Here is a 13249-nt window from a genome sequence, read left to right on the forward strand (position 1 = left end):
GATGATTCCTCGGATCAGGGTTGGGCGAACCCCACAAACAGTATCTGTCGGAGCTCCTCGCCGGTGGTGCGCCCGCTCACACGTTTGCAGGACCGGCGGCAGGGTCGAGGCCGGTGCGTACCAACCCATCCAGGTCGATCCGCCGCCGACCTGAAGGGAGTGGTTCGCCTCGGCCGAATGCCCTCACGGCAGCGGTTACAGCGGCACCCCCGAGTGCGACGTCTCCGCCGAGCTGGGGCCACGTCGAAAGCGTGCGCCCGATCTCCGGCACCGACGCAATCATTCGAGGGGTCAGCTTGCTCGGTTCGAGCAACGTCGCTGCAATTGTGCTCTTCTGCTCGATGGTCATGTCGGCCAGATCCGCGGTGTCCATTTCGCCGAGCAGTCCGTGAAACACCGGTCGGTCGGGTTCGAGATCGAAGCGTTCGATATCGAGGACGCCTCCGTCGCTGGTCTCCATCACCACAGGAATACCTCGGGCGCGGGCGTGGTGGCGGACCAGCAATTTGGTGTCGATCGAGTCGCATTCCTCGACGACGAGATCGAGTCCGTCGAGAAAGCCACCGAGCGTCTCGGCCGTCACACCGTTCGCGAAGACCTGCACATTCAGATAGGGGTCGAGCTCGGAAATTCGTCGGGCTGCCACGACCGCTTTGTTCACGCCCAGATCGAGCACCGAAGTCGGGACGCGGTTGAGATTCGACAGATCGAGCTCGTCGAAGTCGGCCAGACGCAACTCCCCGCACAATCCCTCCAGTGCGAGGGTATGCGCGACGGCATGACCGACGCTCAGCCCGACGATTCCCACCCGCAGACCTCTGAACCGAGCTTGCTCTTCGGTGGTGATCTTGTTTCTGTTGCGGTCCAGTCGCAGCCGATCGAAGCCGCGTGGACCGAGGACCCGCACCAGTGAGCGCCGCCATGGGTAGTACACCCACCGTGGCTCTTCCGCGAGGTCGCCGGCGATCGCGGGAAGCAGCCCACGAAGCGAGGCCAACTGGTCGGGTGTCGTGTCGACGACGCCGATGGCGGGATCGTCGATCAGACCACGGACGATCGAGTCGTGTTCGTGCTCGGACGGATCGAACACTCTGTGCTCTGACATTGCTGAGTCTCCGCATCTTTCGGATGATTGTCGCCGACGGGCGGCACCGATCACGTCCCACAGCCGGACGCGACACCAGGCTGGTTCACGTTACTGAACAACGGGCGGCAATCATTGCCAGGCTGCGGATCGCTTGATAAGAACTAAGCAGACGCCGTCCATCCGCTGTGGTGAAGCCCGCGTACGGACAACGCGCCCGCGTGCCGCGGCACAGGGAACGAAAGTCTCTGTGTACGTGCAGCGGTGGGACCGAGAACGTGGGGTGAGAATTGGGCGTCGACAGGGGCTTCGACGAGCGTTTCAGCTCACTGACCTCGATCTTTCAGCCGATCGTCGACTCGAGGACCGGGTTGGTCGTCGCGCACGAGGCACTCACCCGGTGGCCGGCGTTTCCGGACACCTCGCCGGAACAAATCTTCGACATCGCTCGCACCATGGGAATGGTCGACGAGCTGGACCGCAGGTGCATCGAGTCGGCAGTCACCACAGCGGCACAGTCCACCCCTGCAGACCACGCGCCGCGTACGTTGTTCGTCAACATCGAAGCCGAAGCGATGTCCTCCGAGAACTCGTCGGCCTCGGTCCGCCGCCTCAGCCAGTTGCTCCGCGCAGGCGGCTCCCAGGTTCGGCCGGTTGCGGAATTCCCCGAACGCTCCCTGCTCACCGACCCTGCACGCCTGCTCAGATCGGCGGACCGACTCCGACGTGACGGAGTCACCATCGCTCTCGACGACGTCGGTGCCGACCCCGACTCTCTGGTACTGCTGCCCCTTCTGGCACCGGAAGTGATCAAACTCGACAGATCGTTGCTCGACGACGACCTCCCCGGCGACAAGCTCGCCACCTTGCTCGCCGTGCTCGCATACTCGAGCCGGTTCGAGGTGACACTCATCGCCGAAGGAATCGAAACCGAGAGACAGAAGGACAAAGCCTTGGCGTGGGGTGCCGACTACGGGCAAGGGTTTCATCTCGGCCGTCCCGGCCCCCTCGATGCATCCCCGACCTCCTCCTTTCCTGTGCAGCCACGCCCTCCTATGACGAGACCGTTGACGGACATTCTCGACGACCGCGCCACCGACACGACGTCGATCTCGCTCCTCACGTCCATCTCCGACCATTTGCTCGACTTCGGGATGACGACCACCGAGACTCTGACGATCGTCGTCGCGTTCCGCGAACCGGAATTGTGCAGCGCAGACATGGCGCGCAAACTGCAGCATCTGGCTCGCCGACACCCGTACGTCAAAGCGCTCGACGCACCGCGCGCACTGTTCACTGCCACCGATGGGGTGCGCCACGCCGACCTGGTTCAACCCTCGGAAAGAATCGGTGCCATCGCCGTCATCGGCCAACGGTTCTACTGCGCCCTGGTCGCCGCCCCGCTCGACCCCGATGCTCCAGCGTCGCCGTCGAACGAGTGGAGGTATTTCTTCAGCACCGATCCGGCCCAGGTCTGCGACTCTGCGCACACACTGATCGTGCACAGTTCGAGCCCCACCCGACCCGGGCCCGACCTGACATCGGGTCGACCATGACGAAACCTGTTCCGGCAGCGGTCAACTGTGCGCGTGCAGCGGACGTCCCGACAACGCCATCATTGCTTCACCCAGCGCTTCGTTTTGCGTGGGATGGGCGTGCACGAAACTTCCGACCTCCGCTGGCAGTGCTTCCCACGCAACCGCGAGCTGAGCCTCGCCGATCAGTTCGCCCACGCGGTCACCGACGAGGTGAACACCGACAACCGGGCCGTCGTCACGGGCTCGAATCACTTTGACTCCGCCGGCGGTGGACAGGACGCGGCTCTTGCCGTTGCCGCCGAGGTCGTAAACAACGGAGGTCACTGTGCCGTACTTCTGCTCCGCGGCCTTTTCGGTGAGTCCCACCGACGCGACCTCCGGATGTGAATAGGTCACGCGCGGAATGAGATCGCCGTCGATGCGTGCCGGTGCGAGCCCGGCGATGTGCTCGGCGACGAACATGCCGTGCTGAAAACCGCGGTGCGCCAACTGATACCCCGCCACGATGTCGCCGACGGCATAGACGCCGTCCACGGTGGTGAGCAGACTGTCGTCGACAGTGACGAAGCCGCGTTCGGTGGCGATGCCCTGTTCGGCCAGACCCAGGCCGTCGGTGCGAGGTCCGCGTCCGACGGACACCAGTACGAGATCGGCGTCGAGGGTGTCCCCGGACGACAATGACACAGAGACTGCGTCGGGAGATTCGGTGACGGACTCGACCTTGGTCCCGGTACGAATGTCGTTGCCGCGCTTGCGTAATGCCTTGGTCGACTGCTTCGAGGACCATTCGTCTTCGCCCGGCACGATGCGATCGAGCGCCTCGACAACGGTGACCTTCGCACCGAACGATGCCCAGATACTGGCGAACTCGATACCGATCACACCGCCGCCGAGCACGACGACCGACTCCGGAACCCGATCGAGTGCCATCGCCCCGTCGCTGGTGAGCACGCGAGGTCCCAGTTCGATACCGGGGATGGTGCGTGAATACGACCCGGTGGCGAGAACCAGCGAGGCCCCGGTGATGCGTCGACCCTCCACCTCGACGGTGCGAGGACCGACCACCTGGCCACTACCGGACACGATTTCGATGCCCGGACGCTTCAGCAATCCCTGCAGACCTGCGTACAGGCCGGCGACCACGCTGCGCTGATAGCCCAGTGCCGCGGGCATGTCCACACCAGTGAACGATGCGGTGACGCCGACATGCGCCGAGCCGCGCACCGCGTCGGCAACCTCGGCGGTGTGCAACAGGGCCTTGGTGGGGATGCATCCGCGATGCAGACAGGTGCCACCGAGCTTGTCTTCCTCGACGAGCGCGACCGTCAGGCCGAGTTGTTCGGCACGCAGGGCGCACGAATAGCCGCCCGACCCTCCACCAAGAATGAGAACGTCCACGTCGCTCATCGGACTGATCCCAATGCCACGACGGGGTTCTCGACAAAATCGGCAACGGTGCGCAGGAACCCGCCAGCCACTCCGCCGTCGCACACGCGGTGATCGAACGCCAACGACAGCTGCGTGACTTTGCGCACGGCCAATTGGCCGTCGACCACCCACGGACGGTCGATGATGCGGCCGATGCCCAGGATCGCGGCCTCGGGGTGGTTGATGATCGCGGCCGAGCCGTCGACCCCGAACACTCCGTAGTTGTTGAGGGTGAACGTTCCGCCGCTCAGCCGGGCTGCGGGCAGTGAGCCGGTCCGTGCGAGTTCGGTCAGCTCGGCCAGCCGTTCGGACAGTTCCTTCAGATCGGCCTTGTCGGCCTGGGGCACAACGGGAACCATCAGTCCACGGTCGGTCTGCGCGGCGATGCCGAGTCCGACATTCTCGTAACGCAGGATCTCGCCTGCAGCGGTGTCGACCGTGCTGTTGAGCTCCGGGAACTTCGCCAGCGCGATCATGGTGAGTTTGGCGAGGACCGCCAACAGTGTCACCTTGACGCCGTCGATGGAGGCATCGAGGTCGCGTCGGGCCTGCAATAGAGCCGTCGCATCGACGTCGACCCACACCGTGGCCTCGGGAATCTCCGCGCGACTACGAGAGAGTTTGTCGGCGATGGTCTTACGAATGCCTGTGATCGGGATTCGGGTGACGCCCTCCGGCGAGGCAGCAACGGGCGAACCGGCCAAGGCTCGCTCGACGTCCGCGCGGGTAATGACTCCATGGCCGCCGGCGGTATCGATAGACGCCAGATCCAGCCCACCCTGCAACGCCATGCTGCGAACGATCGGGGAGAGCACCTTCGGCGCATGTGAGTGGAAATTCGTAGTCTGGGTCGAGTTTCCGCTCACCTGCGGCGCAGCCGCTCTCTGCTGCGGCGGAGCCGCACTCCGCTTGCGACGACCGGTCGGGCCGTGTCCTGTGCCGTATCCGATGAGCACGTTGCCCGAACCGGCGCGTTCTTCTTCGCGGTATCGCTCATGGGCGGCAGGGGTATCGGCGATAGCACCGCCGGTGATGCTGATCAGGGGAGCGCCGACGGCCAGTGAAGTGCCCTCGGCCGCATGCAGTTCGCCGACCACACCCTCGAAGGGACACGGCACCTCGACGGAGGCTTTTGCAGTTTCGACCTCGACGACGACCTGATCGATGGTGACGGTATCGCCGGGCTTGACCTTCCACTCGACGATCTCGGCCTCGGTCAGTCCCTCACCGAGATCGGGGAGCAGGAACACCTGCATGCTCATACCGTGACCGCCTTGCTGAGATCGGGAGCATCGTTCCACTGCAGCCGGTCCATCGCGTCGAGTACGCGGTCGGCGGACGGCAGGTGGAAGTGCTCGAGTTTCGGTGCAGGGTAGGGAATATCGAGTCCGGCAACGCGGAGTACAGGGGCGTGCAGGTGATGGAAGCAGCGCTCGGATACGCGTGAGGCGATCTCGGCAGCGACGCCGGCGAAGCCCTGCGCCTCCTGAATCACGATGCAGCGTCCGGTCTTACGAACCGAGGCCGCGACGGTCTCGTCGTCGAACGGATTGAGCGATCGCAGATCGATCACCTCGACGCTCCGGCCGTCCTCGGCCGCGAATTCCGCGGACTGCATGGCGACCGACACGGTGGGTCCGTAGGCGAGAAGCGTGACGTCGGTACCGCCTCTGCGTACGACCGCCGTGCCGATCGGCTCGGTCTTTCCCAATTCGATGTCGTCCTTGGAGAAGTACAGCCGTTTCGGTTCGAGGAAGATCACCGGATCGGGATCCGCGATGGCGTCGCGCATCAGTGAGTAGGCGTCGGCGACGGTGGACGGGGAGACGACTTTCAAACCTGGGGTGTGCGTGTAGTAGGCCTCGGACGAGTCGCAATGATGCTCGACGCCGCCGATGCCGCCCGCGAACGGGATGCGAATGACCATCGGGGCGGTGAGCAAGCCACGAGTTCTGTTGCGCAGCTTGGCCACATGGGAGACGATCTGCTCGAATGCCGGGTAGGCGAAGGCGTCGAACTGCATCTCGACGACGGGCTTGTAGCCCGACATCGCCATTCCGATCGCGAATCCCACGATGCCCGACTCGGCGAGCGGGGTGTCGAAGCAGCGGTCGTCGCCGAAGTCGCGGGTCAATCCGTCGGTGACGCGAAAGACGCCGCCGAGCGTGCCGACGTCCTCGCCGAAGACGACGACCTTCTCGTCCTCGGTCAACGCATCGCGCAGGGCGGCGTTGAGGGCTCCGGCCATGGTGATCGTGGTCATGACAGTTCTCCTGCAGCGATTTCGGCGGCGACCTGATTGCGCTGTTCGGTCAGTCCGGGGGTGGGGGAGGAGTAGACGAACCGGAACAGATCCTCGGGGTCGACGTCCTGCTCGACGTTCATGCCGGCGCGAAGTGCTGCGGCGTCGGCGTCGGCGGAGACGGTCATCTGCTCGCGGAGCTCGTCGGTGAGGATGCCTCGGCCTTCGAGGTAGGAATCCAAGCGCGAGAGCGGATCTCGGGCCAACCATCCTTCGACCTCGTCGGCTTTGCGGTAGCGGGTGGCGTCGTCGGCGTTGGTGTGGGCGTCCATGCGGTAGGTGTGCGCCTCGACGACCACCGGTCCCTTGCCCGCGCGGACGTACTTCACTGCCTCGTCCATGACGGCCATCATCGCGACGGGGTCGTTGCCGTCGACCTGTTCGCTACCGATGCCGTAGCCGACGCCCTTGTGCGACAACGACGGAGCCGCGCTCTGACGCGCGAGCGGAACGCTGATCGCAAAACCATTGTTCTGGACCAGGAAGATGACCGGGGCCCGGAAGACGGCGGCGAAGTTCAGGGCCTCGTGGAAGTCGCCCTCGCTGGTTGCGCCGTCTCCGCAGAACGCCAGGGCGATGGTGTCTCGTCCCTGCTTGGCCTCGGCGTACGCGAAACCGGTCGCGTGCAGCAATTGTGTTGCCAGCGGTGTGCATTGGGGAGCGACCTTGTAGGCGGCCGGGTCGTAACCACAGTGCCAGTAGCCTGCGAGCATACCGAGCAACTCCACCTGGTCGATGCCTCGCGCCGCGAGAGCCATCGAGTCTCGGTATGTCGGGAACATCCAGTCCTGCTCACCCAGGCAGAGGGCTGCGGCGATCTGGCAAGCTTCCTGTCCACGCGAGGAGGGATAGACCGCGAGCCGGCCTTGCTTGGTCAATGCCGTTGCCTGCTGGTCGAATCGGCGGCCGTGCACCATCGAGCGATACATCTCCAGCAGCCGTTCGTCGGACGGGCGCGCATACCGTGCGGCGCTGTCGACGCCTGTGCCGTCGGGTGCGAGATACTGCACGGGACGGTCGGCGGGCATGAACTGTTGATAGGACGTTGCCGGAACCTTCTCGACGGTCGTCATGGCGCACTCTCCTGAAATCGGCTTGTACGGCGATTCTGGCCGATTCGGTGAGGAAGAAGTCCTATGGTCGTAGAATTGCAGACATATGGCTACCGATCCTCGCGTGCACCAGCGATATGTCCGATCTGTGCATAGAACGACCAGGTAGGAGCGGACGAATGGACGACGTCTCGAGGCGTGTGGAGCTGGACGACACCGATCGGCGCATCCTCACCGAGTTGACCGCCGACGGTCGGGTCTCGATGCGGGTACTGGCCGATCGATTGAATCTCTCTCGTGCACATACGTATACGCGTGTCGATCGGTTGAAGGACTCGGGGGTCATCGAGCGGTTCACCGTGCAGGTCGACCATGCGGCGTCAGGGCTGGGGACCTCTGCGTTCATTGCGCTGTCCATCCGGCAGGATTCGTGGCGGACCGTGTCCGAGGGTTTGCGTGCAATGGAATTCGTCGACCATTTCAGTTTGCTCGGTGGCGATTTCGACGTCTTGGTGCTCATCAGGACTCCCGACAACGAGAGTTTGCGGCAGGTGGTGCTGGAGGGTTTGCAATCACTCGACGGAGTCCGCGCGACTCGCACGTGGCTGATCTTCGACGAGGACCGAGGCGGTCTGGGACGCACGACGCCGCCCACCGAACGCTGACGGTGGGCGGCGTCGAACAGATCACGAGTCAGAAGTTGCCGCGAGCGTCCTGCTCACGCTCGATGGCCTCGAACAAGGCCTTGAAGTTGCCGATACCGAAGCCGAGCGAGCCGTGGCGTTCGATCAGCTCGAAGAACACCGTGGGGCGATCGACCAGAGGCTTGGTGAAGATCTGCAGCAGATACCCGTCCTCGTCTCGGTCCACGAGAATTCCACGCTTCTGCAGTTCTTCGATCGGTACCCGGACGTTGCCGATGCGGGCCCGCAGTTCCGGGTCCTCGTAGTACGAATCGGGGGTGGCGAGAAATTCGACGCCCGCTGCGCGCAGGGCATCGACCGAAGACAGGATGTCGTTGGTCGCGAGCGCCAGATGCTGCGCGCCCGGGCCTCGATAGAAGTCGAGGTACTCGTCGATCTGCGATCGCTTCTTGGCGACGGCCGGCTCGTTCAGCGGGAACTTCACGCGGTGGTTGCCGTTGGAGACGACCTTGCTCATCAACGCCGAGTAGTCGGTTGCGATGTCGGCTCCGACGAACTCGGCCATGTTCGTGAATCCCATGACGCGGTGATAGAAGTCCACCCACTCGTCCATCTTGCCCAACTCCACGTTGCCCACCACGTGATCGAGGGCCTGAAAGATCCGCTTGGGAGCGCCTACCGGTCGCTGCAGTGTCGACGTCCGCGGCACGTAGCCGGGGAGGTATGCGCCGGTGTACCGGGATCGGTCGACCAACGTGTGCCGGGTGTCGCCGTAGGTGGCGATGGTCGCAGTCCGCACCGTGCCGTGCTCGTCGGAGATATCGGTTGGTTCCTGCAGTACTCGCGCGCCCTGCGCCCGCGCATGCTCGATGCACCGATCCACATCCGGGACGGCCAGCGAGATGTCGATGACGCCGTCGCCGTGGCGGGTGTGGTGTGCCACCAGCTCGCTGTCAGGATCGACGGCTCCCTTGATGACGAATCGCACCGCGCCCGACTTGAGTACGTACGCGTGGTGGTCACGTTGGCCTGTCGTCGGGCCGGAGTACGCCACCAACTCCATGCCGAAGGCGGACTGGAAGAAGTGCGTGGTCTGCGTCGCGTTGCCGACCACCCACACGATGGCGTCCCAGCCGCTGACCGGAAAGGGGTCGCGTTTGTCGTCGTACTCGACCAGGCCGACGAGCTGACGCAATTGTTCGGCGTCGAGATCGGCCAACCGTTCGTCGTCGTTCAGGATGTTGTCGAGGCTCATTGAATCTCCCTGTTGCCGAGCTGGCGTCGTGTCGACCAGTTGTTCCGTCGAGCAAAACATCTGGCGGATAGGTCGTCAATCGACCTCGTTTCTACTGTCTCAGCTGTACAGATAGCGCAGACAATCTCTCGTTCTGCTATACGATATGTCTAGAAAATACGATGCCACCGAGGTGCACGATGGAACCGACGCTCGACAAGCTGGACCGCGCAATACTCACTGCGCTGCAGGACAATTCGAGAATCGGCGTGCTCGAGCTGTCACGGAACCTCGGGGTGGCACGGGCGACGGTGACAGCGAGGCTTCAACGGCTGGAGGACAGCGGTGTCATCACCGGATACCGACCGCGAATCGGCTTGGCTGCAGCAGGTTACGGGGTCCAGGCGTTCGTCACTTTGGAGATCGCGCAAGGTGCGCTCGGTGACGTCGTCGCTGTGCTCGAGCAGATCCCCGGCGTCCTGGAAGCCTTTGCCACCACGGGTGCCGGTGATGTGTTGTGCCGAGTCGCGGCTGCCTCGCACGACGATCTGCAACGAACTCTGATCGTACTCAACCAGTCTCGTACGATCGCCCGGTCGACGAGTGTGGTGGTGCTTTCGGAACTGGTCGAGTTCCGAACGATGCCGCTGCTGAACACCGCGGAGACCGATCGAACGCCGAAAGCCCCTGCCTACCGACCCTCGCGTGAATAGCAGTCGTTCAGGCCGGCGTGATCCGGCCCCGGACGTCTCCGAAGCCGATGCGCGAACCGTTCGGCCCAGGAGCGCTCGCGGCAATGACGACCTCGTCGCCGTCCTCGAGGAAGGTGCGGGTCTCCGCGCCGAGTGACACCGGTTCCTTACCACCCCAGGTGAGTTCGATGAAGGCACCGCGCTGATCCTTCTCGGGTCCAGAGATGGTGCCCGAGGCGAACAGGTCACCGGTTCGGCTGGTTGCGCCGTTGACGGTCTCGTGCGCCAGCATCTGCGCCGGCGACCAGTACATCGCACTGTAGGGCGGGTGGGAAACGGCATGGCCGTTCCACGAGACCGTCAGATCGATGTCCAAAGCCCACGAACGAGATTCGCGGAGGTACTCGAGCGGCTCCGGATCCTGAACCGGCGTCGATGTTCGCGCGTGTTCGAGCGCGAGCAGGGGAACCACCCACGGTGAGATGGACGTCGCGAAACTCTTGCCGAGATTCGGCCCCAGCGGCACGTACTCCCAGGCCTGGATGTCGCGAGCCGACCAGTCGTTGACGACGACGGCACCGAACACGTGCTTGGAGAACCGATCCGGCGGTATGGGCCCGTCGGACGGAACACCGACGACGAACCCCATCTCGGCCTCGATATCCAGTCGCCGACTCGGACCGAACGTGGGCGACGCCTCGTCGGGTGCCTTGCGCTGACCGCACGGCCTCCTGACGTCGGTACCGGAGACGAACACCGTGCCGGCCCGGCCGTGATAAGCAACGGGCAGGTGCTTCCAATTCGGTAGCAGCGGTTCGGCATCGGGGCGAAAGAGTCTACCGAGGTTGGACGCGTGGTGCTCGGAGGCGTAGAAGTCCACGTAGTCGGCCACCTCGAACGGCAGGTGCATCGTGACATCGGAAACGGACACGATTGCGTCCGTGGGGGTGGTGCCATTGATGAGCATGTCGGTGACGGACGTGCGCACCTCCACCCAGCGGGTGCGTCCACGGGACATGAACGCATTGAGGCTGGGCGAGGCGAAATCACGATCGTCCACAGCGACGGATAGATCGATCACGGTGTCGCCGTAGCGAACTCCCACACGTGCGTCGGTACCGGGAGTGCTGAAGATGCCATAGGGGAGGTTGTCGATTCCGAACTCGGAATCGGCGGGGATGTCGATGTGCGTCATGGACGGCGCTCCTGATGTACGGGGTTGAGGCTCACAGGGGTGGCACGAGGCCGAGGGCGACGAGATCGTCGAGGGGTTCGCGGACGCTGCAGGTACCGAAGGAGGCGAAGGCGCGTTGGCCCTCGATCCCGGCGACGAGCCCGGCGAGGACGTCTGCATCGCGGATCGCCAAGATCTTCTCGAGCTCGCCGACTCGCGCGCCGCTGTGGGCGGCCTGCGCCGCGAGGATCACGTTGAGGAAGCCGTGTTGCTCGAACCCGTTGTCGGGATCGGTGTTACGGGCCGCATGGTGCAATCCCGCGGTGGCTTTGAAGTGGACCTCACGCTGCGCGGCCTCGTAGATGGACGCGGCGAGCTCCTGCTCGTCCGGGCACAGGTCGGCCGTGACGCCGCCGGTTCTGAATTTGGCGCGATACCCGAACTCGTCGACAGCGTCGAAGATGGCCTCTCGTCGGGCATCTCGGGGAATCTCGACGTAGATGTCGATGTCCTGAACGATGGTGCGCAGGGCATCGATGTCGGTGCCGTCGGGGACTGCCACTTCGATGGCCACGACGGTCACCCCGGCCGTGCGGTCAGCGGCGCGTAGGCCGGCCTCGACACTGCCTGGTCCGGCAGGTGCGGTCAACGCCACCTCCATCCGGGTACCCAGGTCGAGTTCGGTCACCCGGTCCATGGGAACGACCAGCGGGCCCACCAGGTCGGCGAAGGCGCTGGCCCGGTACTCGAGGTGTTGTGCCACAGCAACATCGAGCGGCGCATTGCCGGGAGGGAAGACAGCGGCGTCGTCGCACAGACGATGGAGGAACTTCGGGATCATCGGTTCGGTCCCCGGCCGGCCCACGTCCAGGCATAGCCGGTGTCCTCGCACGCGAGCGCACCTTCGCCGAGCTCGAGCGGGCGGAACGTATCGACCATGACGGCCAGTTCGTCGAAGAACTCGGCACCGATGCTGCGTTCGTACGCACCGGGTTGCGGTCCGTGAGCGTGACCGCCCGGATGCACCGAGATCGATCCCTGACCGATCCCCGAGCCCTTACGGGCTTCGTAGTCGCCGCCGACGTAGAACATGATCTCGTCCGAGTCGACGTTGGAGTGGTAGTACGGCACCGGGATCGCCAGCGGGTGGTAGTCGACCTTCCGCGGAACGAAATTGCAGATCACGAAGTTGGCCCCCTCGAACGCCTGGTGCGCCGGTGGTGGTTGATGCACCCGTCCGGTGATCGGTTCGTAGTCGGAGATGTTGAACGTGTACGGGTACAGGCACCCGTCCCACCCCACCACGTCGAACGGATGCTGCGGGCAGACGTAGCGCGTTCCGACGATGCCCGTCGAACCACGATGTTTGACAAGCACTTCCACGTCCGTTCCCTCCGCGAGCAGGGGCTCGGATGGACCGTGCAGATCGCGCTCGCAGTAGGGCGCGTTCTCGAGCAGCTGGCCGAACTTCGACAGGAAGCGCTTCGGTGGCGCGATGTGGCTGTTGGCCTCGATGGCGTACGCGCGCAGGGTGCCGTCGGGAATCCAACGGTGCGTCGTCGAGCGCGGAATGAGTACGTAGTCACCCTGCTGTGCCTGGAGGGTTCCGAATACCGTTTCCACTGCAGTAGAACCGGATTCGATGTACACCATCTCGTCACCGATCGAATTGCGATACAGCGGTGAGGTTTTCGACGCGACGACATAGGACAGTCTGACGTCGGCGTTACCGAGGACGAGTCGCCGGCCGGTGACGACGTCGGTGTCGGCGACGACGGAGTCCGGGAACAGCTCGTGCAACGTCAGGTGTCGCGGCTTCAGCGGATGGTTCGGCGTCGTCGATTGATCGGGAAGCTCCCAGACCGTGGCATCGACGATGGCCGAGGGAATGTGGCGGTGATAGAGGAGAGACGAGTCCGAGGAGAAGCCCTCTTCGCCCATCAGTTCCTCGAAGTAGAGGGTGCCCTCTGGAGTTCGATGCTGGGTGTGCCGCTTCGGCGGCACCGATCCGAGCTGCCGGTAGTAGGCCACGTCGTCGCTCCTGGGTCGAGTTCACCGGATGTAGTAAATACATTAACTATTTTGACGTGATCTACGCAAC

General features: G+C 64.1%; 12 protein-coding genes. 3 read left to right on the forward strand and 9 right to left on the reverse strand.

The window, feature by feature from the left end; translation table 11 throughout:
• Positions 1-76 precede the first annotated feature (76 nt).
• On the reverse strand, positions 77-1105 hold the full coding sequence (locus tag NY08_RS19435) for an Rv1355c family protein (protein WP_082073885.1): 1029 nt from the start codon (positions 1103-1105) through the stop codon (positions 77-79).
• Between the two features lie 269 nt (positions 1106-1374).
• On the opposite strand from NY08_RS19435, the gene NY08_RS25300 reads away from it, so the two are divergent.
• Positions 1375-2640 carry an EAL domain-containing protein gene (locus NY08_RS25300; RefSeq protein WP_052683877.1) on the forward strand — a complete coding sequence of 422 codons (1266 nt, stop codon included), beginning with the start codon at positions 1375-1377 and terminating at the stop codon, positions 2638-2640.
• Positions 2641-2661: 21 nt separating this feature from the next.
• Here NY08_RS25300 and lpdA read toward each other — a convergent pair whose 3' ends face one another.
• From lpdA to NY08_RS19460, 4 genes are read right to left on the reverse strand one after another with little or no spacing between them, the layout of a single operon-like run.
• A complete protein-coding gene (gene lpdA, locus NY08_RS19445) occupies positions 2662-4029 on the reverse strand; it encodes a dihydrolipoyl dehydrogenase (protein WP_045198201.1) in 1368 nt (455 codons plus the stop codon).
• Positions 4026-5312, reverse strand: coding sequence for a dihydrolipoamide acetyltransferase family protein (locus NY08_RS19450; RefSeq protein ID WP_045198202.1), 1287 nt, complete (start codon positions 5310-5312; stop codon positions 4026-4028). Before NY08_RS19450 ends, lpdA begins: the two co-directional genes overlap by 4 nt.
• Complete coding sequence (locus NY08_RS19455) at positions 5309-6313, reverse strand: alpha-ketoacid dehydrogenase subunit beta (RefSeq protein WP_045198204.1); 1005 nt, start codon at positions 6311-6313, stop codon at positions 5309-5311. Before NY08_RS19455 ends, NY08_RS19450 begins: the two co-directional genes overlap by 4 nt.
• Positions 6310-7425: a thiamine pyrophosphate-dependent dehydrogenase E1 component subunit alpha gene (locus NY08_RS19460; RefSeq protein WP_045198206.1), complete on the reverse strand. Its 1116-nt coding sequence runs from the start codon at positions 7423-7425 to the stop codon at positions 6310-6312. Before NY08_RS19460 ends, NY08_RS19455 begins: the two co-directional genes overlap by 4 nt.
• A gap of 158 nt (positions 7426-7583) precedes the next feature.
• Here NY08_RS19460 and NY08_RS19465 point away from each other — a divergent pair, with 158 nt between their 5' ends.
• Entirely contained in the window at positions 7584-8069 is a 486-nt protein-coding gene (locus tag NY08_RS19465; RefSeq protein WP_045198207.1) for an Lrp/AsnC family transcriptional regulator, read from the forward strand.
• Positions 8070-8097: 28 nt separating this feature from the next.
• Here the strand turns inward: NY08_RS19465 and hppD are convergent, their stop codons facing one another.
• On the reverse strand, positions 8098-9303 hold the full coding sequence (gene hppD, locus NY08_RS19470; protein ID WP_045198208.1) for a 4-hydroxyphenylpyruvate dioxygenase: 1206 nt from the start codon (positions 9301-9303) through the stop codon (positions 8098-8100).
• 179 nt (positions 9304-9482) lie between these two features.
• On the opposite strand from hppD, the gene NY08_RS19475 reads away from it, so the two are divergent.
• The gene (locus tag NY08_RS19475; RefSeq protein ID WP_045198210.1) at positions 9483-9995 is read left to right on the forward strand and encodes an Lrp/AsnC family transcriptional regulator; all 513 of its coding nucleotides are present in this window, start codon (positions 9483-9485) and stop codon (positions 9993-9995) included.
• A gap of 7 nt (positions 9996-10002) precedes the next feature.
• On the opposite strand, the gene fahA is transcribed toward NY08_RS19475, so the two are convergent.
• From fahA to NY08_RS19490, 3 genes are read right to left on the reverse strand one after another with little or no spacing between them, the layout of a single operon-like run.
• On the reverse strand, positions 10003-11169 hold the full coding sequence (gene fahA / locus NY08_RS19480; RefSeq protein WP_045198212.1) for a fumarylacetoacetase: 1167 nt from the start codon (positions 11167-11169) through the stop codon (positions 10003-10005).
• A 31-nt stretch (positions 11170-11200) separates the two neighbouring features.
• Positions 11201-11989, reverse strand: a complete 789-nt coding sequence (locus NY08_RS19485) for a hypothetical protein (protein WP_052683878.1) — start codon at positions 11987-11989, stop codon at positions 11201-11203.
• Complete coding sequence (locus NY08_RS19490; protein ID WP_045198214.1) at positions 11986-13179, reverse strand: homogentisate 1,2-dioxygenase; 1194 nt, start codon at positions 13177-13179, stop codon at positions 11986-11988. The genes NY08_RS19485 and NY08_RS19490 overlap by 4 nt, the downstream gene beginning before the upstream one ends.
• Between the last annotated feature and the right edge of the window lie 70 nt (positions 13180-13249).

The organism is Rhodococcus sp. B7740 (genome assembly GCF_000954115.1).
GTDB lineage: Bacteria > Actinomycetota > Actinomycetes > Mycobacteriales > Mycobacteriaceae > Rhodococcoides.